The sequence below is a fragment of the Embleya australiensis genome, from assembly GCF_051903075.1.
Classification (GTDB): domain Bacteria; phylum Actinomycetota; class Actinomycetes; order Streptomycetales; family Streptomycetaceae; genus Embleya.
Window position 1 is genome coordinate 2657283 of the sequence record NZ_CP182423.1, and the last position, 26116, is coordinate 2683398.

18 protein-coding genes are annotated in these 26116 nt (G+C 72.5%); 9 read left to right on the forward strand and 9 right to left on the reverse strand.

What is annotated here, in order from left to right; all coding sequences use genetic code 11:
- The first annotated feature begins 21 nt into the window (after window positions 1-21).
- The gene (locus ACMXN5_RS41805; RefSeq protein WP_439680102.1) at window positions 22-1755 is read left to right on the forward strand and encodes an IucA/IucC family protein; all 1734 of its coding nucleotides are present in this window, start codon (window positions 22-24) and stop codon (window positions 1753-1755) included.
- Window positions 1752-2948: a type III PLP-dependent enzyme gene (locus tag ACMXN5_RS41810; protein WP_439680103.1), complete on the forward strand. Its 1197-nt coding sequence runs from the start codon at window positions 1752-1754 to the stop codon at window positions 2946-2948. The genes ACMXN5_RS41805 and ACMXN5_RS41810 overlap by 4 nt, the downstream gene beginning before the upstream one ends.
- Window positions 2949-3056: 108 nt before the next feature.
- On the opposite strand, the gene ACMXN5_RS41815 is transcribed toward ACMXN5_RS41810, so the two are convergent.
- From ACMXN5_RS41815 to ACMXN5_RS41830, 4 genes are all read right to left on the reverse strand, one after another.
- Window positions 3057-3848 carry a class I SAM-dependent methyltransferase gene (locus ACMXN5_RS41815; RefSeq protein WP_439680104.1) on the reverse strand — a complete coding sequence of 264 codons (792 nt, stop codon included), beginning with the start codon at window positions 3846-3848 and terminating at the stop codon, window positions 3057-3059.
- A 45-nt stretch (window positions 3849-3893) separates the two neighbouring features.
- On the reverse strand, window positions 3894-5126 hold the full coding sequence (locus tag ACMXN5_RS41820) for an ABC transporter substrate-binding protein (protein WP_439680105.1): 1233 nt from the start codon (window positions 5124-5126) through the stop codon (window positions 3894-3896).
- 329 nt (window positions 5127-5455) lie between these two features.
- Window positions 5456-5968 carry a hypothetical protein gene (locus ACMXN5_RS41825; RefSeq protein WP_395797145.1) on the reverse strand — a complete coding sequence of 171 codons (513 nt, stop codon included), beginning with the start codon at window positions 5966-5968 and terminating at the stop codon, window positions 5456-5458.
- Window positions 5965-8517 (reverse strand): nitrate- and nitrite sensing domain-containing protein, encoded by a 2553-nt coding sequence (locus ACMXN5_RS41830; RefSeq protein ID WP_439680106.1) that lies wholly within the window; start codon window positions 8515-8517, stop codon window positions 5965-5967. Before ACMXN5_RS41830 ends, ACMXN5_RS41825 begins: the two co-directional genes overlap by 4 nt.
- A 1286-nt stretch (window positions 8518-9803) precedes the next feature.
- Between ACMXN5_RS41830 and ACMXN5_RS41835 the strand changes: the two genes are divergently transcribed.
- The gene (locus ACMXN5_RS41835) at window positions 9804-10334 is read left to right on the forward strand and encodes a DoxX family protein (protein ID WP_439680107.1); all 531 of its coding nucleotides are present in this window, start codon (window positions 9804-9806) and stop codon (window positions 10332-10334) included.
- A gap of 297 nt (window positions 10335-10631) precedes the next feature.
- On the opposite strand, the gene ACMXN5_RS41840 is transcribed toward ACMXN5_RS41835, so the two are convergent.
- Window positions 10632-12242, reverse strand: coding sequence for a PucR family transcriptional regulator (locus ACMXN5_RS41840; protein ID WP_439680108.1), 1611 nt, complete (start codon window positions 12240-12242; stop codon window positions 10632-10634).
- Between the two features lie 144 nt (window positions 12243-12386).
- On the opposite strand from ACMXN5_RS41840, the gene ACMXN5_RS41845 reads away from it, so the two are divergent.
- From ACMXN5_RS41845 to ACMXN5_RS41870, 6 genes are all read left to right on the forward strand, one after another.
- Window positions 12387-13925: a purine-cytosine permease family protein gene (locus ACMXN5_RS41845; protein WP_439680109.1), complete on the forward strand. Its 1539-nt coding sequence runs from the start codon at window positions 12387-12389 to the stop codon at window positions 13923-13925.
- 1 nt (window position 13926) lies between these two features.
- A complete protein-coding gene (locus tag ACMXN5_RS41850; RefSeq protein ID WP_439680110.1) occupies window positions 13927-14907 on the forward strand; it encodes a nitrilase-related carbon-nitrogen hydrolase in 981 nt (326 codons plus the stop codon).
- Window positions 14904-15866 (forward strand): agmatinase, encoded by a 963-nt coding sequence (speB, locus tag ACMXN5_RS41855; RefSeq protein WP_380032544.1) that lies wholly within the window; start codon window positions 14904-14906, stop codon window positions 15864-15866. Before ACMXN5_RS41850 ends, speB begins: the two co-directional genes overlap by 4 nt.
- Window positions 15867-16027: 161 nt before the next feature.
- Window positions 16028-16999: an aldo/keto reductase gene (locus ACMXN5_RS41860; RefSeq protein ID WP_439680111.1), complete on the forward strand. Its 972-nt coding sequence runs from the start codon at window positions 16028-16030 to the stop codon at window positions 16997-16999.
- Window positions 17000-17159: 160 nt separating this feature from the next.
- Window positions 17160-17351 (forward strand): hypothetical protein, encoded by a 192-nt coding sequence (locus ACMXN5_RS41865; protein ID WP_439680112.1) that lies wholly within the window; start codon window positions 17160-17162, stop codon window positions 17349-17351.
- Window positions 17352-17579: 228 nt separating this feature from the next.
- Complete coding sequence (locus ACMXN5_RS41870; protein ID WP_439680113.1) at window positions 17580-18389, forward strand: SAM-dependent methyltransferase; 810 nt, start codon at window positions 17580-17582, stop codon at window positions 18387-18389.
- Between the two features lie 139 nt (window positions 18390-18528).
- On the opposite strand, the gene ACMXN5_RS41875 is transcribed toward ACMXN5_RS41870, so the two are convergent.
- From ACMXN5_RS41875 to ACMXN5_RS41890, 4 genes are all read right to left on the reverse strand, one after another.
- Complete coding sequence (locus ACMXN5_RS41875) at window positions 18529-20859, reverse strand: glycosyl hydrolase family 18 protein (RefSeq protein WP_439680114.1); 2331 nt, start codon at window positions 20857-20859, stop codon at window positions 18529-18531.
- A 238-nt stretch (window positions 20860-21097) separates the two neighbouring features.
- Window positions 21098-22363 (reverse strand): MFS transporter, encoded by a 1266-nt coding sequence (locus ACMXN5_RS41880; RefSeq protein ID WP_439680115.1) that lies wholly within the window; start codon window positions 22361-22363, stop codon window positions 21098-21100.
- Entirely contained in the window at window positions 22360-23640 is a 1281-nt protein-coding gene (locus ACMXN5_RS41885) for a MalY/PatB family protein (RefSeq protein ID WP_439680116.1), read from the reverse strand. The genes ACMXN5_RS41880 and ACMXN5_RS41885 overlap by 4 nt, the downstream gene beginning before the upstream one ends.
- Window positions 23637-25724 carry a B12-binding domain-containing radical SAM protein gene (locus ACMXN5_RS41890; protein WP_439680117.1) on the reverse strand — a complete coding sequence of 696 codons (2088 nt, stop codon included), beginning with the start codon at window positions 25722-25724 and terminating at the stop codon, window positions 23637-23639. The genes ACMXN5_RS41885 and ACMXN5_RS41890 overlap by 4 nt, the downstream gene beginning before the upstream one ends.
- Window positions 25725-26116: the final 392 nt, after the last annotated feature.

Here is a 26116-nt window from a genome sequence, read left to right on the forward strand (position 1 = left end):
CAAGACCCGCCGGAGTCGCCCATGTCGCCGCAGTCGGCCCGACCCACGACCACCGCGGCCCCCGCCGCCGAGGCCCCGCCCGCGCCGCCCTCGGCCGACGACGCCGTCGCGCACACCCTGCTCAACTGCCTGCTCCGGGAGGTTTGCGGCCCCGAACGGCACAGCGTGGTCGAGCCCGACGGCGGTCACCTGCGGTTGTGGCTGGCCCGATCCGGTACCGAACTGCGGGTCCGGCTGCGACGCACCTCCCTGCTCGGCGACCACCGCTTCACCGGGCCGGTGAGCGAACGACGCGGGCCCGCTTGGCATGCGCTGTCCTGGTCCGAGCTGGGCCGGCGGGTGCACCGCGAACTGGACATGCGTACCGGTGTGCCCAACGACGAGTTTCTGGGCCAACTCGCCTCCAGCCACGCGGGTGTGGCCGCCGGGCTGGCGCGCCGCGCCGCGCCGCCCGCGTCGCGCTACCTGGAGTCGGAACAGGCGCTGCTGTTCGGACACCGCTTCCACCCCACCCCCAAGGCGCGCGGCACCGACCCGACCACCTGGGCCGCCTACGCCCCCGAGGCCCGCGCCGAGTTCCGGCTGCGACACCTCGCCGTACGCAGCGAACTCGTCGCCCAGGAGCGCATATCCGCCGCCGACACCGCCGTCCTGGACCGGCTCGGCCCGGTGCCGGCCGGCTACACCCTGCTCCCCGCGCACCCGTGGCAGTACGAACTCCTCGCCGGCCACCCGCGCCTGCGCGCCGCACTGCTCCGCGGCGACATCCGCGACCTGGGCGAGGCCGGCCCGCACTTCGCCCCCACCGCGTCGGTACGCACCCTCGCCGGCGCCGGAGTGTTCCTCAAATTCAGCCTGAACGTGCGCATCACCAACTGCGTACGCAAGAACGCCGCCTACGAACTGTCCGGCGCCGTCGCGCTCACCCGGGCGCTGGCCCCGATCGCGGCCCGCACAGCCACCCGCTTTCCCGACTTCGCCATCCTCGGCGAGCCCGCCTACCGCAGCCTGTCGGCCGACGTCGCCCCCGAACTCCTCGAAGGCTTCGGGGTGATCGTCCGCGACGGGCTCGACACGCGGCTGCGGTCCGGGACCACGCCGCTGCTCGCCGCCGCCGTGGCCGCCGAGTACCCGACCGGGTCCGCGCACCTGTCCCGACTGCTCGACGGCGCCGGGCCCGACGACGCGCTGCACTGGTGGGAGGACTACCTGCGGCTGCTCGTCCCGCCGGTGCTGGCCCACTACTTCGCACACGGCGTGGTCCTGGAACCGCACCTCCAGAACGTCCTGGTCGCGGTGGACGCCGGCGGTCGGCCCCGGCAGGTGCTGATGCGCGACATGGAGGGGACCAAGCTGCTTCCCGGGCCGCACGCCACCGTGCTGGCCGCGCTGCCGCCGTCGGTGGCCGCGCCGATGACCTACGACGCCCGGCGCGGCTGGGACCGCGTGGTCTACTGCCTGCTGGTCAACAACATCGCCGAAATGCTCGCCGCGCTGGTCGACGTCCATCCGCGCCTGGAGGCCCGCTGCTGGGCACTGGTCCACGCGGTCCTGGCCGAGTGCGCCGCCGAACACAGAGATCCCGAACCGCTGCGCGCCCTGCTCGCGGGCGCGCCGCTGCCCGCCAAGGCCAACCTCCTCGCTCGCTGGGAGCGGCGCGCCGACCGCGAGGCGGAATACGTCCGCATCCCCGCGCCGCCGGTCGAGCCGACCCCCGACGGCGCACCCCGCACCCCCGTCCGGAGCATCCGATGATCCCCCCGCACATCCGCGCCCACGTCGCCGACCTCGCCCCCGAGGCGTTGCCCGCGTACCTGTACGACCGGGCCGGGCTGCGGGCACACGCGGCGGCGGTGCGCGCCGCGCTGCCCGAGCGGGTCGAGGTGTACTACGCGGCAAAGGCCAACCCGGCACCGGAGATCCTGACCGCGCTGGACGGTTCCGTGAGCGGCTTCGAGGTCTCCTCGGGCGGGGAACTCGCGCATGTGCGCGCCCACATGCCCGAGGCCCGGATCGCCTTCGGCGGCCCGGGCAAGACCGACGCCGAGCTGATCGCCGCGCTGCGGGCGGGCGTCGAACGCATCCACGTGGAGAGCCGCGCCGAACTGCACCGCCTGATCGCGTTCGCCGGCCGGCATACGCCCGACCGCGACGTCGATGTGCTGCTGCGGGTCAATCTGCCCCTGGACGGCGCCCTGTTGCGCGGCGCGGCGCTGATCATGGGCGGCGATCCGTCCCCGTTCGGCCTGGACCCGGACGACGCCGAGGCGTGCCTGCACCTGCTGCGCGGTCCGGACGCCGGCCGGGTCCGGGTGCGCGGGATTCACGCGCACCTGGCCGGCGGACTGGACGCGGACACCCAGGTCGCCGTCGCCGCGCGGATCGTCGACTGGACCCGAACGGTCGCCGACCGGCAACGGATTGCCCTGCCCGAGGTCAACGTCGGCGGCGGCATGGCGGTCGAGTACACCGACCCCACCGCCCGCTTCGACTGGGCCCGCCTGGGCGCCGGGATGGCGGAAATCCTCGCCGACCGTGCGGACTTGTCCCTGCGGATCGAACCGGGTCGGGCGCTGACCGCCTACTGCGGTTGGTACGCCACCGAGGTGCTGGATCTCAAGCACAGCCACGGCGCGGCCTTCGCGGTGCTCCGCGGCGGCACCCACCACCTGCGCACCCCCGCGGCCAAGGGACACGACCAGCCCTTCGCCGTCCTGCCGAGCGCACATCCGTGGCCGCATCCGTGGCCGCGCCCGCAGGTGACCGCCGCCGAGGTCACCCTGGTCGGCCAACTGTGCACCCCCAAGGACGTGTTCGCCCGCCGCCGACCGGTCTCCCGGCTGGCGCTCGGCGACCGCGTCGTGTTCGCGATGGCCGGCGCCTACGCGTGGAACATTTCCCACCACGACTTCCTGATGCACCCGCACCCGACGTTCCACCACCTGTGACGGGGCGCCGAGCGCACAAGCCGCCGGCCCGAAACCGGGTGGTTTCGGGCCGGCGGGTGGTCGCACGCGGCGCCGGCGCTCGATGGTCGGCCGGTCCGGTGTCGACGGTCAGTGCTCGCCCGGCTTGGTGCCGACCGTGGAGATCAGCCGCCAACCCGTGGTGACCAGGTCCGGTTGGAGCACGATCTCCTGGAAGCGGTCCAGGAGTTCGTCGGCCACACCCAACGCCGTGAGTTGGGGACGCAGTTGCCGCGCGTTGCAGGCGTACAGGCGGTGCGCCGGGCCCGGACCCGCGCAATCGGGTTCGGTACGCACGGCGCGGATCCCGGTCAGCCCCGCCTCGGCGAACGCCTCGTACGTGGACGCCGCCCATTCGAGGTCGGCGCCCCGATTGCGCAGCACCGCCAGGATGCCCTCGACCACCTCGGTGAAGATCTTGGCGTCGGTCGAATCGGCGCAGTTCAGCACGCGCGGCGCGGTCGGGCAGAACCAGTCCTCCAGGACCAGTACGCCGCCCGGCTCCAGGGCCTCGACCAGGCGGGTCAGGATCTCCCGGCGTTCGGGTATGTGCAGCAGCACCAGCCGGCCGTGGATGCCCAGGAACGGTCGCGGCGGCAGGGTGTCGGTGCGCAGGTCGAGCGGGAAGGTGTGGATGGGCGCGCCACCCGTCGGCGCCGACACCGAGCGTGCGGCCAGGTCGGTGGCGTGCACGGCGCCGGAGGGGCCGATCCGGCGGGAGAGTTCACGGGCGATGCTGCCCAGGCCGTACCCGATCTCCAGCCACTCCTGGCCGGTCGGGGTGTCGAGCGAGTCCAGCACCATTCGGGTGGTCGGGTCGAGCAGGCGTTGCAGGGTCTCCAACTGGTAGGTGATGTCGTCGGCTTCGGCGAACGCGTACAAGGCCGGCTCCTCGCGTGGGTGGGGTGGAGGGTGGGGGAGGGCGGATCAGCCGCCCAGCACGGCCAGTTGCTCGACCGCGACATTGGCCCGCTTGGGGCCGTCGTTGCGCACCTCGAAGCGGTACCACTGCTGCACCGGCGAGTGGGTGGCCGGGTTCAGCTGCATCGCGCCGCGCGGGCTGTCGATCTGACCGACATTGCCCAGGGCGGTGTTCACCGCCTCGGGAGTGAGCGGCTTCTTCTGCGCGCGGACCGCGCCGATGGCGCTGTCCAGGGAGCGGGCGATGTCCCACGCGGCGACCGCGTAGATCGTCGGGCTGCGGTCGGGGTGCCGCTGCTGCCACGCGGCGACGAAGGCGCGGTTCGCCGGGTTGTCCAGATCCGCACCGTAGGTGGCGAACGTGGTGATGCCGGCGGCGGCGTCGGACTGGGCGTCGAGTTGGCGTCCCTCGGTCAGCGGACCACTCGCGTACAGCGGGAGTTTGGCCGCCTCGGACGCCCGGTACTGCTTCACGAAGTCGACCGCCGCGGTGCCGGCGTAGAAGGTGTAGACCGCCTTGGCGCCGCTCTGCGCGATCTTGTTCAGGTAGGGCAGGAAGTTCTGCGTGCCGGGGAACGGGGTGAACGTGGTCTTGCCGTCCGGATTGGCCAGCGTGCCACCGGCCTTGGTGAACGACTCCGTGAAGCCCTTGAGTTGGTCCCAGCCACCCTGGTAGTCCGGGCCGATCGCGTAGACCGGGCCGTTGACGTGCTCCTTGACCCAGGGCCCGGCGGCGGCGCCGGCCTCGTAGGACTGGGTGTTGAACGACCAGACGTGCGCGGTCAGTTTGGGGTCGGGGAACTCGGGACGACCGGCCACACCCATCAGCGCGGTGTTGTTGGCGGCGGCGATCGGCAACACGCCGGCCACGCTGCCGCCGCTGACGATGCCGGTGATGGCCAACACGTTCTGCTGCTTTACCAGTTCGGTCGCGGCCGGGACGGCGGTCGGCGGTCCCGCGCCCTCGTCGCGCACCACGATGTCCGCCTTGAGGCCGCCGAGTTTGCCGCCGTGCGTGTCCCGGTACAGCTCGAGGCCGGCGCGGGTGTCCTCGCCGACCGCGGCGTAGGGGCCGGTGGCCGGGGTGAGCAGGCCGATCTTGGCCACCTCGTCGGCGGCCTTGCCCTTGTCGTTCCCGGCCGCGCTGCCCGAGCACGCGGACAGCACGAGGAGGAGCCCGGTGGCGAGGGCCACGGGAGTGCGAGTGGAGCGGATCCGTCTACGTATGGAGCTGCGCATGTCGGTCTCTCTCTCGGACTGGAAGAGCACGGACGGAAGGAGCGTGGACGGGGTGCCGCCGGACGGGCCGGGCGCCGACCGTCGTGGCGCGGACGGGATGCGCGAAACGGGGTACGCGAAACGGGGTACGCGAAACGGGTCGAACTCCGCTCGGGTCGGCGGCTCACCCGCGACGGCGCGGGACGCGGATCTCGGGAGTGCGTCCCGGGACGTGCGGGAGCCACGCGGGGCGCGATGCGCCGGATCGGCCGGTGGGCCGGGCGCGCGAGTACGCCGGGCGACCCGGGCGGATGGCCGGATCGCTCGGTGGGGCAGCCGGGCCGTTCGGATCAGAAGACCCGGCTGGGGGCGGGCATACGCGCGGGTTGCGGCTGGAGGCCGCGGCCGCGCGCGAGCGGGGTCAGCGAGGGGCCGACCCGCTCCATCAACGCGTGCATCGCCCGGATCAGCTGACCGACGTCGGCGTTCCAGGTGGTCGCCACGATCAGCGCGGAGGGGTGGACCTGTCCGTCCGGGCCCGGAGCGGTGTTGCCCATGGTGAGCAGCAGGCCGTGCTCGGCCTGCGACATCAGCACACTGACCGGCCCCAGGCCCATCAGGTCGGCGCTGTAGTCCTGCATGAGCAGGGCTCCGGGCGCGCTCGACGCGATCTTCTCGGCGTTCGCGAGCCATGCCGCCTGCGACGCCTCGTCGGGGCGTATTCGACCGGGCAGCGCGGCCTGGGCGACCAGCAGCGAGTCCCCGCTGGCGGCCACCGCGTGCAACACGTCGGGGGCGTGGTCGTGGACGAACTGGCGCATGAAGTCGTCGAGCACGCTCTGGTCGACGGCGGGCTCGGTCATGGGGATTCCTTGGGGGTCCGGGTGAAGGGCAGATCGCGGGCGCCGCGGCCGAAGGAGGCGGCGGCGGCGCTGGCCTGCGCGATGTCACGGGTGGGTGGGGCGCTACGACGGAACTGGGTCGGTTGGCCCGTGCGCCGCGCCCGCCGCGGCAGGCCCTGGGCGGTCAACTCGGGCGCGAGGTTGGCGGGGAGCGGGCCGCCGGAGATCGGGCCGGGCAGGTGCGGGTCGGCGCCGTTCGCGGCGTCGCCGAGCGCGTCGGCGGGTCCGCTGCCGTTGCCGTTGGCGGTGAGCGGGTACGGGCCGTTCGCGAAGGGGCTGTGGGCGTTCGGGCCGCTCGCGAACGGGCTGTGGCCGTTGGGGCCGCTTGCGAAGGGGCTGTGAGGGGCGCCTGTGTTCGGGCTGCTTCCGTTCGTGCCGACGGCGATGGCGGCGGGCGCGGGTCGCGGTGCGATCGGCCGGGCGCCGTTGTCCACCCGGCGGCGGTGCCGGCCGACGGAGGCGATGATCGCGTGCGGCAGCACGATGTCGACGACCGTGCCGCCGTCGGTGCCGGGCCGCAGTTCGACGTCGATGGCCAGCGGGCGGGCCTGGAGCGCGACCACGGTCAGACCGGTCTGGCGCAGCGACGGCAGCGCGTCCACGTCGGCCCTGAGCCGCCGGTTGAGCAGGTCCGGGTCGTGGTGGCCGACGCCCTGGTCCAGGATCCGCACCAACACGCCCGCCTCGGTGCGCGCGGCGGTGATCTCCACCTGGTGCCGGCCGGAGAAGCGGGCCGCGTTGTCGACGATCTCGCCGATGATCTGGGTGACCGCGCCGACCGTGTCGCCGGCGAGGACGATCGAGGTCGGGATGCCCTTGAACGCGATGTCGGGCAGGCGTTCGTAGCTGGTCACCCGCTGGGCGCCGGCGCGGACCACCTCGTAGAGCGGGGTGTCCGGCCACAGCCGGTTCGGCGGTTGCCCACTGAGCACGGCGATCGAGTCGGCGAGCCGCTTGGTGCCCTCGTTGCCGTGGTCGACCTCGAAGACCGTACCCAGCTGATCGACCGTCAGATTGGATTCCTGGAGCCGGTCGAGCGCGCTGCTGACCCGGCTGGTCTGCACCCGGATGCGCCGGGCGACGTCGCCGAGCGCGTCGTTGTACTCGCGCTGGGCCAGCACCAGCGAGGCGCTGTGCTCGACCGTGCTGTACGCGAGGGTGGTCAGCGCGCGGGCCAGGTCGGCGATCTCGTCGGCGCCGCGCTCGCGTTCGGGCTTGGCGCCGAGCATCTTGAGCGCGTACGTCCGACCCGTCTCGTGCGGGGCCAGCGCGTCGCGCCGACGCAGGTCGGCCTCGACGGCGGGCAGCGTCTCCTGGGTCATCACGGTGACCCGCTCGGCCAGGGTCCGCAGGCGCCGGTGCAGTAGTCGGCCGAGCCAGGCGGCGGCCGCGGCGGCGGCGAGCACCGCGGCGATCAGCACCGCGCCCTGGATGCCGGCCAGCCACCACCGGTGGTCGGCCACGTCGGCCACCTCGCGGGCCACGTCGGCGTCGGCCTCCTGCTCCACCGACCAGACGCGGTCGGCGCGTTCGGCCAGCGCCGCGCGCCAGACCTCGGGCTCCAGGGGGCCGCGCGTGAGCGCGTCCTCGGTCTGCGCGACGCGGATCATCTCCGGGCCGGACAACGATCGGGCCAGTTGTTCGCGCCACTTCGACGGCGCGGTCACCGCGAACGCCTCCAGCGCCTGGTCGTGCGCGGCGCGCGCGGTGGAGGATGCCTTGAGGACCGGGCCGCCCAGCGGGTCGGCGCCCAACGAGCGCAGCACGGTGACCTGTTGCTGGCCGAGCGCGGCCCGGGCCTGGGCGAGCGCGGTGATGGCGCGCAGCCGGCCGGCGGTCTCGCCGGATACGCCGGGGTCGAGGGCGACCCGGGCGCGCAGGTCCACGGTGGTGCCGATCCACGCCCAATAGCGCACGGCCGCCGCCGAGGTGGCCACGCCGCGCTGGTCGACCTGCACGCGCAGACCCGGCAGGCCGCGCAGCGCGATGTCCACGGCGGCCAGCGCGTCGCGCTCGGCGGTGGAAGCGGGTTCCAGGCCGCGACGGCGGTCCTGGTAGCGGCGGATGGCGGTCTCGCTCGCGGCGATCGCGGTGCGGTAGTCGGCGCTGGTGATCGGTCCGGGGCCGCGCGAGAGCAGGGTGACCGCGGCGGCGCTCTCGGCCTGGAGTCGGCGGCCCACCTCGCCCGCGTCGGCGGAGACGCGGACCAAGTCGTGCGCGTGGTCGGCGGCCCGTGCCTGCTCGACCATGTCCAGGATCGCGGATCCGGCGAAGAAGACCATGCCCGCGGAGGGCACGACGACCATGAGCGTGATCAGCCCGCGGACCCGGGGCCGGATCCGGGCTGCGAATCGAATCCGCAGCGGAGAACGGGAGTTCGGGTCGACGGCGGGCGGCGACGCGAAGACCGTGCCGGTGGGCGGAGAGGGGTCGGGCGGTGCGTCGGCGGTCGGCTGTGCCGCGCTCGCCTCGGCCGCGCTCGCCTTGCGGGAGGGACGTATCCTCATCATCCGTGTTCGCCCCTCGTGCCCGATCGGGTGTGCGCGGGCGGGTTCGGCGTCGCCGGGTGCCGCGGACCGGCGGTCACGGTCGCGGCTGCGGTCGCGGCCGGACGGCGGGCGGCGGACGTCGGGAGGAGCCGGTTCGGCCGGCCGGCGCGGGTCGCGTGAGCGACGTGAGCGGGACGGCGGAGTAATCGCAACACGGGTAGTGATCCCTGAACGATGGTCGGCGGGGGAGGACTTGCGACGAGCGGGGGCCCGCGGGCGGGCCGCCGGCGGAGGGTTGCGGCGGCGTCGACGCGGTGGGTTCCGGCGGCCGGTGGATCGTGGGCCGGCCCGGGACGGGGTGGTCCGGGATCGGCGGATCCGCTGGGGGTCTGCGCCCGGTCCGGGCCGATCGGGTCCCGATCGGCCGGTAGCGGCGCCTCCGCTTCCGGTTCGCGGACATTCCGGTCACCCGGTGCCGGGCCTCGACACGATCCGGACCGGTGTCCGGGAGGGCGGGTGTCCGTGAGCGGGTCATGGCCGCTCGGGGTGGACGCGGGTCCGGGGCATCAGGGCACGGGATGCGGCCGGCTCCCGCGAGACCAAGTGGCGGTCCATGTACGGGGGTTCGAGCCCAGGTGCGGCGCCCTCGGACAGTCGGCCCACCGCTCCGGGATCATTCGGTCGTGAGCTTTCGCCGCAAAAACGCCCATGAACGGATCACTCCTCGCAAGGGGGTGCGGGGTCGACCAGGAAACGCCCGATAGCGGCTGGGGCAACTGTTCGCATCGGTGCGCACACACACTGTCCCTGCGAATCCACCGGACGTCAAACGAAACTTGGGTCTCGTTGCACCCCTGTTGTCACCGTCACGTCACCCGCCGAGGTCGCCGACGTCCGGGGCGTGGGGCGGCCTCCGGCGGTATCGAACCGACCGGATGGCCGGGATGTCCGAGCCGATCCGCAGAACGAACGAAAGCCCGGTGAAAGGGGGTTGCCGGTCAATTGCACGGCGGCGCCGACCGACGGCGCGCGCCGGTACGGGTGTTCGGCGCAGACGCCCGACGGATGGCGGATCGGGCGCCACCCGAAGCCGGTCCGTGCGCCGCTCCCGGGCGCGACGGCCCGGGAGCGGTGTCCGCCGTCCCGGAAGTCGGCGGCACCGGCAGCGTCGCCCGTTCGGCCCTCGGTGTCCACGCGGGTGCTGTGCCATTTTGTGACAGTTGCGGAGCCCGGCATTGTCGCTACCGGGCCGGCCGCTCGAATCTGGTCTGGACCAATCTCCCGCATCCGTCCCCCAGGAGCGTCCGATGTCCCCAGTTCCGCACGCCGCCGTCGAATCGGCGAAACCCCATGTCCTCGGGCTGTTCCGAATCGTCATCGGATTGCTGTTCACCTGCCACGGCGCCGCGTCGTTGTTCGGCTTCCCGGACAGCGGGCGCGGCACCGTCCCCGCGGGCGAGTGGCCCGGCTGGTACGCGGCAGTCATTCAACTCGTCGGCGGAGGACTGGTGTTGCTCGGGTTGGGCACCCGCGCCGCCGCGTTCCTGTCCTCCGGCTCGATGGCCTACGCCTACTTCACCGAGCACCAGAAGGAGGACCTGTGGCCGCTGCAGAACGGCGGCGAACTCTCCGTGCTGTTCTGCTGGTCCCTGCTCCTGATCGTCGTCTTCGGAGCCGGCAGCTTCGCCCTCGACAACCTGCTCACCCGCAACACACCCCCCACCCCGGACGCCGGAAACCCCGACTCGAAAACCCCCACCAAATCCAGGAGCCTCCAACCCACCAAGCCCAACACCTCAACGGGCCCCAACGAATCCGCCCCAGCGGTAGTCGCCTGACCCACCCCCAGCCCACAAACAGCCGAACCGTCACCCAAGCCAAGCACCCGGGCGGGCACGTGAGCCAAGCAGCCGATCCGGCAGTCGAGCCCAAATAGCCCGGCCGGCGTTTGAGCCCAAGCAGCCGGGCGGCGCTTGAGCCCAAATAGCCCGGCCGGCGTTTGAGGCCACTCAGCCCGGCCGGCGCTTGAGGCCAGAGGCTGTCGCACGGCTCGGGTGCGCTTGAGGCCAGAGGCTGCCGCACGGCTCGGGTGCGCTTAAGGCCAAGGCTGCCCCACGGCCCGAGTGTGGGGACGATCAACCCGGACTGTCGCGACGGATGCGGGCCGCCAGCCACAGATCGAACCGATCGTCCCCACTCTCCACCCGCCGCCCGGCCACCCGCATCGCCTTGTCCACCCGATTGCGCACGGTGTGCCGATGCACGTCCAGCCGCCGACTCGTCTCGTCCCACGACCCGCCCGTCTCCAGCCACACGGCCAGCGTCGCGACCAACTCGCCCCCGGGATCGGCCGCATCGATCGGCCCCAGCACGGCATCCGCGTAGCCCGCCAGCGTGCGCGCGTCCGCAAGCCCCAGCAGCAACCGGCTCGCGGTCCCGTGCCGGGCCTCCACCGGATGCCCCGCCGCCCGGCTGACCGCCAGCAGACTGCGGGCCTGGCGGATCGACGACCCGGCCGCGTCCGGCTCGACCGCCGGCCCGACGCCCGCCGGCCGCCCGGGCGCGAACCGGCCGAGGATCGCGTACACGTCCAGATCCGCCCCGAACACCGCCTCCACCGCCCCGCCCGTCACCCTGACCAGCCCGCCGGGCAACGCCAGAGCCAGATCGGCGGCCAGTTCAGCCGCGTCAGCCGCGTCCCCCACCGCCGGATCCCCGCCGTCCCCGCCGTCCCCCGGCCCCACGTCGAGGCCCACCACCACCCCGCGCACCGACCCCGCCGCCAGCCCCGCCGCCGCCAGCACGTCCCGCGCCTGCTCGGCCGTGGTCCCCGGGGCGAGCAGCCGGCCCAACAACGCGGCCCGCCGGCGACGTACCGGCTCGTCGGCCAGATGCCGCCGCTCCAGCTCCAGCGACAGCAGGGACACCAGCCCGGACACCAACAACCGAGCCGCCGACTCCACCGGCCCCGCCAGCACCAACAGCCCGCGCAGCCGCCGGGCGCCCAACGGCTGCACCTCCACCCGCACCCCCTCGGCGTCGCTGCTGCTCCCGCTGCCGTGCAGCCCGCGCGCGGCCACCCGGCGGATCAGGTCGGTACTGGCGGCCAGCAACGCCACCGCGTCCGCCGAGCCGTCGGCTCCCGGCGCCTCGGGCGGGCCCGCCAGGCTGTCCGCGACCAGCCGGCCCACCGGGTCGGCGACGATCGCGTCCACCCCGGTCGCCGCCCGCCAGGCCCGCAGCGTGGCCAGCACGCCATTGCCCGACGCCGCCGCGATGGTCAACCGGCGCTGCGCCTCGAAGGCGTGCTCCAGGGCCAACCGCTGCTGCGCCGCCCGGGCCGCGAAGACCGCCTTCGTGACCGCGATGAACGGCACCTCGTCCGGCACCGTGAGCAGCGGCAGCCCGGCGTCCCCGGCGGCCCGGATCAGCGGCTCGGGCGCCCGCTGGTGGGGCAGCTCCCGCCCCAGACCGAGGACCAGCGCGCAGGCGCCCGCACCCGCGACATCGCGCACGTACGCCGCGCAGTCCCGATCGGTCATCGGCAGCAGCAGGCCGATGGTCATCAACAGCTCGCCGCCCTGGAGCCACTGCCCCGGGGAGAGCAGCTCGGACACATGCGCCGCCTCGACCCGGCGGTCCAGGTGCTCGGCGCCGGACACCACGGCCAGGCGCAACTCGGGGAGGGCCACCAGGTCGGAAATGCGGATAATGCCGGGAAGATCGGCCGAGTGCGATATGGGCATGGACATAGTGTCCACCCTCGCCAATCAGATTCGACATCATATCGATCGTTTACGGTTGTTAACCGGGCGTACCTTCAGGCGTCACCCACCGGCCGTCGACCCCGACGCGTCGACCGCGCAGAACGCAGGACCGCAGGAGAGCCCATGGACGCCACCAGGCCATCACGCGCAGCCCCGGCCGCCGCCCGCTCCGCCACGGCTCCCGCGACGGCCGTACGGGCCGCGAGTGCCCCCGACGCCGCGTCCGTCGCCGGCCCCCGCCCCGGCGGTGTGGCGATCGAGACCCGCTCGATCGACTACGTCCCCGCCCGGGAGCGGCACGGCAAGGTCTGGCACCAGGGTCCGTTCTGGTTCACCGGCAACTTCGTGCTGACCACGATGGTCACCGGCTTCATCGGCCCCGCCCTCGGCCTGGGCCTGGGTTGGTCGATCCTGGCGGTCGTGCTCGGCGCCTGCTTCGGCACCTTCTTCATGGCGTTCCACGCCAACCAGGGCCCGCGGATGGGCCTGCCGCAGATGATCCAGTCGCGCGCCCAGTTCGGCATCCGCGGCGCGATCGTGCCGTTCGTCGCGGTCGTGTTCGTCTACGTCGGCTTCAACGTCTTCAACGTGGTGCTGGCCACCCAGGGCCTACAGACCGTGCTGCCCGGCGGTTCGACGCTCTGGTACGCGGTCCTGATCGCCATCGCGATCGTGCTCGCCGTGGTCGGCCACGACCTGCTGCACCTGGTCCAGCGCTGGCTGACGTACGTCCTGATCGCCGTGTTCGGCGTGCTCAGCATCGGCGCGATCGTCAACCTCGACGTGTCCACGCCCGCCGGCGGTGGCGGGATGTCCTGGACCGCGTTCCTGGTGGTCTTCTCCGGCGCGGCCGGCTACCAGATCAGCTACGCCGTCTACGTCTCCGACTACTCCCGCTACCTGCCCGCCGACGTGCCCGCGCGCAAGGTGATCTGGTGGACGTACGCGGGCGCCGCGGGCTCCGCGGCGTGGCTGATGTCGCTGGGCGCGCTGCTCGCCTCGGCGCTGCCGGACCCGGACGCGATCGCGGCGGTGCGGCAGGTGGGCAACGACATCGTGCCGGGCTTCGGGACGTTCGCCGTCCTTGTGTCCGCACTCGCGCTGATCAGCATCATGGCGGTGAACGCCTACGGCGCGATGCTCACCACGACCAGCGCGCTCGACGCGTTCCGTCCGGTGCGGCCCACCGTGCGGGTGCGGGTGATCGGCATCGTGGCGATCGAGGCGATCGTCTTCGTGGTGGCGATCGTGCTGCCGGAGGACTACCTGGGCAGCTTCAACGACTTCATTCTCATGATGCTCTACGGCCTCATCCCGTGGACCGCGGTCAACCTCGTCGACTTCTACCTCGTCCGCAGGGGCCACTACGCGGTCACCGCGATCTTCGACCCGCGCGGCATCTACGGGCGCTGGTCCTGGCGCGGACTGACCGCCTACGCGGTCGGCTTCGCGGCGATGATCCCGTTCTTCAAGACCTCGTTCTTCACCGGCCCGGTGGCCGACGCGCTGGACGGCGCGGACCTGTCCTTCGTGGTCGGACTGCTGGTCGGCGGCGCGCTGTACGCCTGGCTGTGCCGCGACCTGGACCTGACCGCGGAGCGCGCCGCCGAGCGGGCGAGCGAGGCCGAACTCGAAGGCGCCGACGCGCCGTCGGGGGCCTGACATGAGCGACCGTGACGGCGACGCGACCGAGACCGTGGTGGCCTGCGCGCAAATCGCCCTGTCCGTCGGCGACGTCGAGGGCAATCGGCGCGCGGCGCTGGCCGCGATCGAACGGGCCGCCGCGGCCGGGGCCGACGTGATCGTCCTGCCCGAACTGACCAACAGCGGCTACGTGATGCGCGACGCCGCCGAGGCCGCGGACTACGCTGAGCCGGTCAACGGGCCGACCGTGACCGGCTGGCACGAGGCGGCCCGGCGGCTCGGGGTGATCGTGGTCGGCGGGTTCGCCGAACGCGACGCCGACGGCGTGATCCGCAACTCGGCCGTCCTGGTCGACGCGAGCGGCGTCCGGGCGTGCTACCGCAAGGCGCACCTGTGGGGCCGCGAGGGCGAACTCTTCGCCCCCGGCGACGCGTTGCCGCCGGTGGTGCAGACCGAGGTGGGTCGTATCGGGGTACTGGTCTGCTACGACGTCGAGTTCCCCGAATGGGTGCGCACCGCCACCCTGCGCGGCGCGGATCTGCTGTGCGCGCCGGTCAACTGGCCTTACGCGCCCCGGCCGGCGGGCGAGCGGCCGGCGGAGGACGTCCGGGTCCAGGCGAACGCCGCGGTGAACCGGGTGTTCGTCGCCGCCTGCGACCGGGCCGGCCCCGAACGCGGCACGTCCTGGGTCGGCGGCTCGATCATCGTCGACCCGGACGGCTTCCCCCTCGCCGGCCCGCCGGCCGAGGACGCCGAACACCTGCTGCTCGCCCGCTGCCGACTCACCGAGGCCCGGGACAAGCGGATCGGCGCCCACAACGACGTATTCGCGGACCGACGGCCCGAGTTGTACGGGCCGGTTCTCGAACCGCCCCCGCTTCCAGCGTCGAACGTGAACTCGAACTCCGACTCGAACTCCGACTCCGACTCCGACCCGAACTCGAACTCGAACTCGGACCCGAACTCGAACGAGCACACCACCGAAAGGACCGAGCGATGACCGGCGCCCCTCAGGGACCCATCGACGCCACGCGCGTTCCGCGCTTCGCGGGCCCCGCCACCTTCGCGCGCCTGCCGCGCGCCGACGAGGTCGAACGGGTCGATGTCGCCGTCGTGGGCGTGCCGTTCGACACCGGTGTCAGCTACCGGCCCGGCGCCCGCTTCGGTCCGGCGCACGTGCGCGCCTCGTCGAAGCTGCTGCGGCCGTACAACCCGGCGCTGGACGTGTCGCCGTTCGCCGAGTTGCAGGTCGCCGACGCGGGCGACATCGCGGTCAACCCGTTCGACATCGGAGCCGCGATCGCCACGCTCGAAGCCGCCGCCCGCGAGTTCGCCGCGAGCGGCACCCGGCTGCTCACCATCGGCGGCGACCACACCATCGCCCTGCCCCTGCTGCGCGCGGTCGCGGCCGAGCACGGGCCGGTCGCGGTGGTGCACTTCGACGCGCATCTGGACACGTGGGACACCTACTTCGGCGAGCCGTACACCCACGGCACGCCGTTCCGCCGCGCGTCGGAGGAGGGCCTGCTCGACCCGACCCGCTGCCTGCACGTGGGCATCCGCGGGCCGCTGTACGGCCCCGACGACCTGCGCGAGGACGGCGTGCTCGGCTTCCAGGTCGTGCACAGCGACGACTACCAGGACGCCACGGTCGCGTCGGTGGTCGAGCGCATGCGGCGCCGGCTCGGCACCGGCCCGGTGTACGTCTCGGTCGACATCGACGTCCTGGACCCGGCGCACGCCCCCGGCACCGGCACCCCCGAGGCGGGCGGCCTGACCAGCCGCGAACTCCTCAACACCCTGCGCGGACTGGTCGGCCTGAACGTCGTCGGCGCGGACATCGTCGAGGTGGCCCCCGCCTACGACCACGCCGAACTCACCGGCATCGCCGCGGCCCACGTCGGCTACGAACTCCTGTCCGTCCTGGCCCGCAACCAACGCGACGGCATCCCGGCCTGACCATCCCCCGAGCCCGTCTCGGCCGACCGCACGGGGGACGGTCGGCCGAGGCGTCCCCACCACCCCTTCGATCCGGTTTCGGCGGGCCCCGGCCAGGGGTTTCGCGGTCGCGGGATATGTTCGTGGGCGGTCCGGGGCCTATGGGAAGAGGTGGCGCGGTAATGGAGTATGTGAAGCTCGGCAGCACCGGGTTGGACGTCTCGCGGATCTGTCTCGGATGTATGAGCTACGGGGTGCCCGAGCGTGGCAGCCATCCGTGGACGTTGCCCGAGGACGCGGCTCGGCCGTTGATTCGGCGCGCCGTGGAGGCCGGGATCAACTTCTTCGACACGGCGAACATCTACTCCGACGGGACCAGCGAGGAGATCGTCGGGCGCGCGTTGGCGGACTTCGCGCGGCGGGACGAGATCGTGATCGCCACGAAGCTGAACGGGCGGATGCGGCCGGGGCCGAACGCGGCCGGGCTCTCCCGCAAGGCCGTGCTGACCGAGATCGACAACTCGCTGCGCCGACTGGGCACGGATTACGTGGACCTGTACCAGATCCACCGCTGGGACACCGCGACCCCCATCGAGGAGACGATGGAGGCGCTGCACGACGTGGTCAAGGCGGGCAAGGCCCGCTACATCGGCGCGTCCTCGATGTACGCGTGGCAGTTCGCCAAGGCCCAGTACACCGCCGAGCGGCACGGCTGGACCCGGTTCGTCTCCATGCAGAACCACCTCAACCTCCTCTACCGCGAGGAGGAGCGGGAGATGTTGCCGCTGTGCGCGGACCAGGGCGTCGGAGTGATTCCGTGGAGCCCGCTGGCCCGGGGGCGGCTGACCCGCGACTGGGGCGCGGACAGCGCCCGCAGCGAGACCGACGAGTTCGGCAAGACGCTGTACGGCGAGGCGGACCGCCCGATCGTCGAGGCGGTGGCCGAGATCGCCGAGGAGCGTGGGGTATCGCGAGCCCAGGTCGCGCTGGCGTGGATCGCGAGCCGACCCGGGGTGACCGCGCCGATCGTCGGCGCCGGGAAGCCGGTACACGTCGACGACGCCGTCACGGCCCTGTCGCTGACCCTCACGGCGGCCGAGGTGGACCGGCTGGAACGCCCGTACACGCCGCGGCCGGTGGCGGGATTCGCCTGATCCCGGTCGGCGACCCGCCCGGTGACGCGGAGGTCGACGGGGCGTCGGCCGCGCGCGCGTACACTGCGCGCAGCCGATGCCTCGGTGGGTGTTGGGGGCGGCGCCGCCGAGATCGGCGTGTTTGCCGGGTCGGTGTCGATCCGGGCGGAAGAGGGCGTGGATGGCGGTGGAACTCGGTCGCGACGCGCGCCGGGAGGTGTTCCTGTGGGGGCCGCCGGCAGCGATCGCGGTGCTGATCGCGGTACTTGCGGCGTGCAGTCGGGAATGGCTGCTGAGCGCGCTGATGGCGGGGACCGCGGGTGGTGTCGCCTTCGGGTTCCACGTCCGGATCCGGCCCCGGCCTCGGCGGTAGTCCCACGGCGGCGGGTACAAGATCACCGTCGGTGGGGTAACAGTCGCGGAACGGAGTGGCGATGTGACTGATTATCCGGGCGGTTGGCGGATAGCCTCCGGGGCACAGGCGGGGATCCGCGGATGTCACCGGTGTGGACGGTAGGGACCGCTGTGGCGCCGAGGATGAGTCGGTCGGGGGGCAACTGTGTCCGAGGAGTGGTGGGTTCCGTCGAACGACGAGACGGAGATGGAGACTTCACCCGAGTGGGGACCCGGGGGAGTCGATATGGGGGTGCCCAGTGTCGCGCGGGTCTACGACGCGATTCTGGGCGGCAAGGATCATTTCGCGATCGACCGGGTGATCGCCGACAAGGCGATGGCCGTGATGCCCAACGCCCGTACGGGTGCGCGGGTGAATCGGGCGATCCTGGAGCGCGGTGTGCGCTATATGGCCCGGGAGGGCATCGATCAATTCCTCGACCTCGGGTCGGGATTACCCACCGCGCGCAATACCCACGAGGTGGCGCAGCAGGAGAATCCGCGCGCCCGGGTCGTCTATGTGGACAACGATCCGATCGTGCTCGCGCACGGCCGCGCGTTGTTGGCCGAGAACGATCGCACCCGGGTGGTGAACGCCGACGTGCGGGACGCCCGGGACATGCTCACCCGGCCGGAGATCACCGAACTCCTGGATCTGAAGCGGCCGTTGGGGTTGCTCATGGTCGCGGTGCTGCACCATCTCGCGGACGCGGACGATCCGGCGGGGCTGGTGCGCACCTACCGCGAGGCCCTGGCCCCGGGCAGCTACCTGTTCATCACCCACTTCTGCGATTCCACGCCGGAGGGGCGCGAGTTGGAGCACCTGTTCCTGTCCACCCTCGGTAGTGGCCGCTTCCGCAGTCGAGCGACCATAGAGGGCTACTTCGCGGGTACCGAACCGGTCGAGCCGGGTGTGGTGCTGCTGCCGTACTGGCGTCCCGAGACCCCAGTGGCGGACGAATCCGCCTACGCGGGGCTGACCATGATCGGCGGTCTGGGCCGCGTCCCGGAGGCGTGAGGATCGGCCCGGAGGCGGCCGTACCGCCGCCCGGTGGTCCCGGACGGCGGCACGGTCGGTGCGTGGTGCGTGGTGCGTGGTGCGTGGTGCGTGGGGCTTCGGGCTTGGCGCTTGGCGCCGAAGTCGGCGCCGTGTGGCGCTACTTGAGGCCGTTGTCGATCGCGGTCATCAGCGCTCCGTTGGGGGTGTCACCGGACATCTCCCAGATCATCGCGCCGAGTAGGTGTTTGGATTTCAGGTAGGCCGTCTTCTGGCCGATCGACCAGGCGTCGTCGAAGGTCCACCACTGTCCGCCGGCTCCGGTGTAGCCGTAGGTCGAGACGGATTGCGCGTCGTGATAGACGGTCAGATTGGGCACGCTGCTCAGCAGGTTCTGGTAGCCGCGGGTGCCGGCCTCCTCGGCGAACTGGCCCGGTGCGGCGCCGTTCGCGGACTGCCACTCGCCGTGTACCCCGCCGTCGGCCACCGCCTGCCAGCCCCGTCCGTAGAACGGGAAGCCGATGGTCAGCTTGCGTGGATTGACCCCGGCGTCGGTGTAGATCTTCACCGCGTCGTCGATGCTGAAGTGGGTCGGGTACGGGTCCTGCGTGTCGGTGTAGAGGTTGGCCTGGTGACCTGCGCGGTTGGGCTCCCACGAGTTGTCGCTGCCGGCGCCGTGGAAGTCGTAGCCCTGGATGTTGGCCACGTCCAGGGAGTCGAAGATCTTCGACAGGTCCCAGCCCTGGTTCACCTTGACCGGGTCGGCCGGGGTGAACGCGGTGAGCAGCTTGCGCTGTCCGCCGGTGGCGTCGAGCTGCTTGCGGAACTCGGCGAGCAGCAGGGTCAGGTTCTGCTTGTCGTTGACGTTGTAGTGGTTGCCGGCGTGCCCGTCGGGCGAGCCGGGCCACTCCCAGTCGATGTCGATGCCGTCGAACACGCCCGCGCCGGTGCCCGGGCCGCCGGCGCCGTTGTAGACCGGCAGGTCACCCTTGATCCAGGTGTCCACGCAGGACTTGACGAACTTCTGCCGGGACGCCTCGGTGGCCGCCGCGTCGGAGAAGAACTTCGAGTAGGTCCAGCCGCCGAGCGAGACCACCACCTTCAGGTGCGGGTACTTGGCCTTGAGCAGCTTGATCTGGTTGAAGTTGCCGCGCAGCTTGGCCCATCCGTCGTCGGCGACCCCGTTCACCGACTGCGAGGCCGACATCGGCCGGGCGTAGTCGGCGTCCGCGTCGCCCGCGCCGGTGCCCTGGTCGGGGTCCTGCGGGTTGGCGGTGGTGCCCTTGGTGACGCCGGCCATGCAGGTCAGGTTGACCGGATCGATGTTCTCGAAGGCGTAGTTGATCACGTCCAGCTTGGCGGCCGAGCCGGAGGTGTCCAGGTTCTTCACGAAGTACTGGCGGCCGTAGATGCCCCACTGCACGAAGTAGCCGACGCGCAGGTTCTTGCCGGCGCCGGCGATGTCGTCGGTGGTCACGTCCACCGCGTTGGAGGCCGGCGAGGAGTTGTCCGCCGCGTCCCGGGCCTTGACCGTGAAGGTGTAGGCGGTGGCGGGGGACAGGCTGTCGACGGTGGCCGCGGTGGCGGTGCCGGCGACGGTGGTGGCCAGGGTGCCGTTGCGATAGACGTCGTACGCGGCCACGCCGACGTTGTCGGTCGACGCGTTCCAGGCCAGGGCGACGGTGGCGGACGTCTTGCCGGTACTGCGCAGCGTGCCCGGCGCGGTCGGCGGGGTCGGGTCGCCGGCCGGGTCGACAGTGGTCACCGTCACCGGTGCGCTCGCCGGGCCCAGGTTGCCGCGCTTGTCCTTGGCCCGGACCGCGTAGGTGTACGAGGTGGCCGGGGTCAGGTTGGTCAACGTGGCGGTGGTGGCCGTGGTGGTGGCGACGGTGGTGCCGCCGGAGGTCACCTCGTAGCCGGTCACCGGATAGTCGCCGCCGGCCGCCGGGGTCCAGGCGAGCGAGATGGAGTGCGCGGTGATGGTGGTGGTGTGCGGTGTGCCGGGTGCCGAGGGCGGGGCGTCGGGGGTGCCGTCGCACTTGTCGCCGTTGACGGTGCAGTGGGTGGGCGTGCCGGCGGGGCCGTTGCCGACGAACCAGTAGCTGAACGGGTCGGTGCTGCCGCCGGCGGCGATGGTGCCGTTGTAGTAGGCGTTCTTGACCGAGACGTGGCTGCCGGTGACGGTGGCGTCGCCGTAGTAGTTGCCGTTGATGGTGACCCCGGGCGGCAGGTCGAACTCGAGTTGCCAGCCGGTGACGGCGGCGGTGCCGCCGTTGTGTACGACGTAAGTGCCCTTCCACCACGAGCCGTTGTCCTGGACGGAGAACGTCGCGGTGAGCTTGCCGGCCGCCTGTGCGGCGCCGGCGTTGAGACCGGTGAGTACGGCCAGGGGCAGGGCCAGGACGGCGATCAGGACGGCCGCGCGGCTGCGCAGGCTGTTGCGGAATCTGCCGCGGGGTGTGCCGCGGACTGTGCGTTGGTGTGGGGACATGGCTCTCTCCCTGCGTGCGTGGAACAGGGCTGTGCGGAACCGTGCACGTGCGCGCCTCACCGGGGTGACCGCGCGACGGGGACGTCGGTCGCGGTCGAGAAGCGGTCGCCGGCGAAATTGGTCTGGACCAAAACGCCTCTAGGACGGTAAGTGGTCTGGACCAAAAGGTCAACAGTGGAGGCGCGGGGCGCGGCGCCGACAGCGGTTTTTGCCGACCGATGTGGCGGTCCGCCCTTACTCAGCGCGGGAGTTCGGCGCGGCGAATGGTCGGGGAGGTCAGCCCGACGGCGGCGCCGAGGGCACTGATCCCGGCGAAGATCGTGTAGGCGGGGCCCGGGCCGGTGGCGGCGACGGTGGCGCCGAACAGGGGGAAGGCGATCGGGCCGAGGCCGAAGGCGGTCAGGCTGAGGACGGAGGCGACCCGGCCCTGGTAGGCGGGTTCGGTCGCGGTCTGTACGAGGGCGTAACTCAGGCTGCCGTTGAGGCCGAACAGCAGGCCGGCGCAGGCCGCGACGGCGACGGCGATCGGCAGGACGGTGGTCGCGCCGAGGCCGGCCAGGCCCGCGGAGCCGGCGGCCAGGGCGGTGATCAGGACGGCGCCGGCTCGGGGCAGCCGGCCGGTCACGGTGAGGAGCAGTGCGCTCGCGCCCGCGCCGACACTGAACGCGCCGGCGAGCCAGCCGGCGCCCGAGGCGCCCCAGCCGCGTGCGTCGGCCAGGACGACCATGCCGACGTTCAGCGGGCCGCCGGCGCCGAGTTCGATCAGCGCGCTCGCCAGGACGAGGCGACGGATCAGCGGGCGGCGGCGGATGTAGCGCAGGCCGTCGGTGAGTTCGCGCCACGCGGCGGCCCGCGCACGGCCGCCGGCGGGGGCCTCCGTCGCGGCGGCGATCGATCCGGCGCCGGGTATCCGTACCGCGAGCAGCAGCACGAGGGAGAGCGCGAACAGCCCGCCCGCGACGGTGAACGCGGCGGCCGGGCCGCCGAGGGCCAGTGCGACGCCGGCCAGGGGCGGCCCGGCGGTCTGGCCGAGCCGGATGGACAGCGCGCGCATGCCCTGGACCCGGACCAGTTCCCCGGGCGCGGCCAGCAGCGGCGGGAGGGCGCCCACGGCCGGCATGAACAACGCGTCGACGACGCTGAACACCAGCGCGACGGCGATCAGCAGCCACAGCCCGGGTGCGGACAGCGCCAGGACCGCCGCGGCGGCGAGCACGACGAGGCAGCGCACGGCATCGCTGCCGATCACCACCCGACGCGGCCCGAACAGGTCGGCGACCACACCGCCGCCGAGCATGAGCACCGCGCGGGGGATCGCCGCGATCGCCATGACCAACCCGACCCGCGCGGGCCCACCGTGCTGGTTGGCGGCCCACCCCAGGGCGAGAAAGAACCCGCTGTCACCGACCACGGAGGCCGTATACGCAACCAGCCAACGCAACACGTTGCGATCACGATGCGCGGGCGACCCGGCAACGACGCTCGCCGCCGTTGCACGCCTCATGTGCGGCCGGGTGCGCGTAGCGCGGTGTGCATGCGGGTCAGGATTTCGTCGAGGACTCCCGCCGATGTGGCGAAGTTCAGGCGGGCGAAGCCGTTTCCTTCGGGGCCGAAGGACGGGCCGGAGAAGAGGAGGACCTTGGCGTGGTCGCGGAAGAAGACGTACGGGTCGTTGCCCAGGCCCAGCGGACGGCAGTCGAGCCAGGCCAGAAATCCCGCCTCGGGGGAGTGGTGGCGGATGCCCTCGGGCAGTCCCGCGGCGAGGCGGCGGCGGTTGCGGTCGAGGAGGACGCGTACCTCGTCCAGCCACGCGTCGCCCTCCGCCCAGGCCGCCTCCAGGGCGGCCACGGCCAGCACGCCGACCTGGCCGAAGAGCAGTCCCCGCCGGGCGTCCACCGCGTCCCGCAGCTCCGGCGGGCCGATGTGCGCGGCGGCGCAGCGGATGCCCGCCAGGTTGAACGCCTTGCTGCCCGAGGTCACGGTGACCGTGCGGGCGGCGATCTCCGGCCCGAGGGACGCGAACGGGATGTGTACGTTCGGCGGGTGGGTCAGGTCCGCGTGCACCTCGTCGGAGATCACCAACAGGTCGTGCCGCAGGGCGAGTTCGGCCAGTCCTTCGAGTTCGTCCCGGCGCAGCACCCGGCCCGTGGGATTGTGCGGATTGACCAGGAACAACACCCGGCAACGCTCCGCCCGGTCGAGCGTCGCGGCCACCCGGTCCGGGTCGAGCGTCCAGCCGTGCAGACCCTCCTCGATCGGCACGGTCAGCGGCGGGCGGTCCATCCGGCGCAGGTCGTCGACGAACGGCGGGCAGGCGGGCGTGTGCAGGACGACCGCGTCGCCGGGGCGGGTGGCCAGGTGCAGGACCGCCGACATCGCCTGGTTGACGTCGGTGAACAGGCGCAGGTGGGTCGGCTCGGCGGCGAAGCCGAACCGGCGCTTCATCCGGGCCGCGAACACCTCGCCCAGCGGCGCCCCCTCGGTCCCGTCGAACCACACCGGGTAGCCCAGGTCGCCGTCGATCCGCCGGATCAGCGCGGCGCGGATCTCGGGCGCCACGGGGAAGTCCATGTCGCCGATCCACGCGGACAGCGTGTCCTCGGGCGCGTAGGCCCACTTCTCCCCGTCGCGACGGGCCAGGACATCCGGGTCGAGCGCGTCGAACACCCGGTGTTCGAAGGCGGGTTCACGCCCGAAGGCGGGTTCCAGCCCGAAGGTGGGTTCGCCCCCGAGGGGGTCCGAGGGCTCGAAGTCGGCTGCCGGTGCCGCGTCCGCGCTCATCGGCCGGGCTCCTCGGCAGCGGCGGCGACGCCCGGTACAAAACCGGCCACGACCCGCGAGCCGCCGGCTGTCCCGCCGTCCGGCTCCGCGCTGCCCGTCCCGTCGTCCGGGCCGCCCGCCGTCTCGCCCTCCGCCTCCTCCGGCACGACCCCCACCCCGGCTCCCTCCCCGAGCAGCGGGGACGAGTCGTTGCGTACCGTCCCCCAGCGGCGTTCCGTCTCGCGGTGGATGTGCCAGATGTCGTCCTCGGCCAGCACCACCGAGACCACGCCCGGGAAGGCCTCCTCGAAGTAGGTGTAGGGGCGCCGGTTGTCCACCCGGGGCGAGTGGTAGTCGAGCCGATCGTGCATGCCGTGTACGCGGGTGATCGGCGTGGCGGGATGGTAGGTGAGGATGTTCGGGCTGGCCAGGTCGATCAGGCGCGCGTCGATCAGGCCGCCCACCGCCTCGATCGTCTCGTCGATGCTGCCGCGCGTCTCGCCGTCGAGGCCGAACAACACCGAGGTGCCCACCCGCATCCCGTGCCGCTTGACCAGCGACACCGCCTCGCGCACCCGATGCGCCCACGGCCGGTCGGTGCCGCGCCGCAGGTTCTTGTGGATGTGGTCCATCACCTGCGTCGACATGCTCTCGATGCCGACGTACACATACGAGCAGCCGGCCTCGCGCATCCGGTTCAGGATCTCGCTCGCCGCGTGCCGCTCCCGCAGCGCGATCAGGGTGTCCACGGTGAGTTGGGCACCCCATTCGAGGTCCCGCAGCCGGGCCGGATCCTCCGGCTCCGGCAGCAGCCGGGCGAAGCGCACCGGCAGCGCCGCCGGTTCGCTCCCGCGCAATTCCCGCAACCGCCCGCAGAATTCGGCGATGTCGCGCGAACGGCCGCTCCAGAAAACCGAGTCGTCGAAGAACAGCGCCTCGGCGCCGTAGCCGACGTATTCACACACACGTTCCAGCGCGCGGCCGATCGGATCCTCCCGGAACCGCTTGAGGCCGATGCCGAGCGTGGAGGACTCCGAGCAGAAATTGCAGTGATAAGGACAGGCGTTGGAGACCATCACGTGTGCCGTGCGTCGGATACCGCCGTCGGAGTGGGTGAAGATCGGGAAGCGCGAGCGGATCGCGAACGCCTCGTACGGCGAGGGCAACGAGCCCAGATCGAGCGAGGATCCGTCCTGCGGCAGCACGTCGAACCCGGACGCGGACAGCAGCACGATCACGGAACTGCCCACCGAGGGCCCCTCTTTGTCGAGCAGTCCCTGAAGACAGGGCAACACCCGATCGCGGTCGACCCAGCGCCGCTCCAGGTCGATGGCCAGGGCCAGCGCACGCATCAGCAGGTCGAGCGAGTGGTACGCCTCACCGGTGATCACCGCGTCGAACACCCGGGGCGCGCGCCCGTCGGCGATCACGGCGAGTGGACTGCTGGGGGCGAGCACCAGGCGCTCCCGATGGGGTACCCGGATCACCGTCTCGTCCGCGTGGCGTCCGCCGAGTACCACGAAGGCGTCCGGGGCCTCGGTGCGGACCAGGCCGGCGATCTCCAGGGCGTAGCGGTGCGCCGGGGAGACCGCGCTGATCAGCACGACCCTGGGCCGTACCCGGCGCAGCAGCCGGATCCAGCGCACCCGGGCGGTCTCGTCCCAGATCCGGGGGTCGAAGACGGTCTGGTCGGTGTTCGGGTCGGTGCCGTAGTCGCGGTAGCCGTCGTGGCCGGCCGTCATCCGGTAGGCGTGGTCCGGGAACCGGGTCCACTCCGGCGCCAGGTCGTTGTAGTGTTCGGCGCATTGGATCGGCCCCGCGTCGGCGACGGCGCGGTGCACGGCGAGGCTGAGCGCGGCGTACAGGCACATCGGGTCGCCGGGGTAGGTGATCTCTCCCTCGGCCTGCGTCATCACGGGCGCCAGGACGCAGAGCACCGGGAAGTACCGGGTCGCCGTGCGGCCGGCGGCCAGGTCCGTCGCGAGTCGGTGCCTGCGCGTACTCAGGAGCTCCTGGAAGATCGCGGGCGCGGCGCCGCCGCCCGCGTCGTGGAATCTGATGTCCGCGCCGGCCGAGGTCGGTTCTTCGTCGACGGAATTGGTCATCGGCCCTCCAGGTCGGTCCCCGACGTGCCATCAGGCCGCCGACGGCCGAAATCCCGCGCGTGGGCCGCAGAACGATCCCCCATGACGCCGCACGTGCCGTCGCACGGGCATGGCGTCCACCATCGGCGAGGGCCCCGAGGGGCGAAAGTGTTGCCCTGTTGCCCAAACGAGGAAACAGCGCCGCGTCGGGCGGCCCGTCGTGCCGGCCCGCGGCACGGCGAAAGTCCTCGTGGGAGCCGTGACTGGGCGCGCCGTCGCACGTGGGGAGGTGTTTCCTCGAACGGGCAACAGGGCAACACTTTCGCCCTCCCGGCCGCCGGTCGATGGTGGTCCGCATGCGTCATCGCCGGTGCGGGCCGGACGGGTGACCGGACCCCGGAACCCATCCAACC

Excerpts from the sequence above, each read along its gene's own strand:
- ACMXN5_RS41825 (WP_395797145.1), bottom strand. The coding sequence starts at position 5,968 with ATGACCGAGCCCGCCGTCGACCAGAGCGTGCTCGACGACTTCATGCGC.
- ACMXN5_RS41840 (WP_439680108.1), bottom strand. The coding sequence starts at position 12,242 with ATGCCCATATCGCACTCGGCCGATCTTCCCGGCATTATCCGCATTTCC.
- ACMXN5_RS41835 (WP_439680107.1), top strand. The coding sequence starts at position 9,804 with ATGTCCCCAGTTCCGCACGCCGCCGTCGAATCGGCGAAACCCCATGTC.
- ACMXN5_RS41880 (WP_439680115.1), bottom strand. The coding sequence starts at position 22,363 with ATGAGGCGTGCAACGGCGGCGAGCGTCGTTGCCGGGTCGCCCGCGCAT.
- ACMXN5_RS41850 (WP_439680110.1), top strand. The coding sequence starts at position 13,927 with ATGAGCGACCGTGACGGCGACGCGACCGAGACCGTGGTGGCCTGCGCG.
- ACMXN5_RS41860 (WP_439680111.1), top strand. The coding sequence starts at position 16,028 with ATGGAGTATGTGAAGCTCGGCAGCACCGGGTTGGACGTCTCGCGGATC.
- ACMXN5_RS41810 (WP_439680103.1), top strand. The coding sequence starts at position 1,752 with ATGATCCCCCCGCACATCCGCGCCCACGTCGCCGACCTCGCCCCCGAG.
- ACMXN5_RS41870 (WP_439680113.1), top strand. The coding sequence starts at position 17,580 with ATGGAGACTTCACCCGAGTGGGGACCCGGGGGAGTCGATATGGGGGTG.
- ACMXN5_RS41845 (WP_439680109.1), top strand. The coding sequence starts at position 12,387 with ATGGACGCCACCAGGCCATCACGCGCAGCCCCGGCCGCCGCCCGCTCC.
- ACMXN5_RS41875 (WP_439680114.1), bottom strand. The coding sequence starts at position 20,859 with ATGTCCCCACACCAACGCACAGTCCGCGGCACACCCCGCGGCAGATTC.
- ACMXN5_RS41830 (WP_439680106.1), bottom strand. The coding sequence starts at position 8,517 with ATGATGAGGATACGTCCCTCCCGCAAGGCGAGCGCGGCCGAGGCGAGC.
- ACMXN5_RS41885 (WP_439680116.1), bottom strand. The coding sequence starts at position 23,640 with ATGAGCGCGGACGCGGCACCGGCAGCCGACTTCGAGCCCTCGGACCCC.
- speB (WP_380032544.1), top strand. The coding sequence starts at position 14,904 with ATGACCGGCGCCCCTCAGGGACCCATCGACGCCACGCGCGTTCCGCGC.
- ACMXN5_RS41865 (WP_439680112.1), top strand. The coding sequence starts at position 17,160 with ATGGCGGTGGAACTCGGTCGCGACGCGCGCCGGGAGGTGTTCCTGTGG.
- ACMXN5_RS41890 (WP_439680117.1), bottom strand. The coding sequence starts at position 25,724 with ATGACCAATTCCGTCGACGAAGAACCGACCTCGGCCGGCGCGGACATC.
- ACMXN5_RS41805 (WP_439680102.1), top strand. The coding sequence starts at position 22 with ATGTCGCCGCAGTCGGCCCGACCCACGACCACCGCGGCCCCCGCCGCC.
- ACMXN5_RS41820 (WP_439680105.1), bottom strand. The coding sequence starts at position 5,126 with ATGCGCAGCTCCATACGTAGACGGATCCGCTCCACTCGCACTCCCGTG.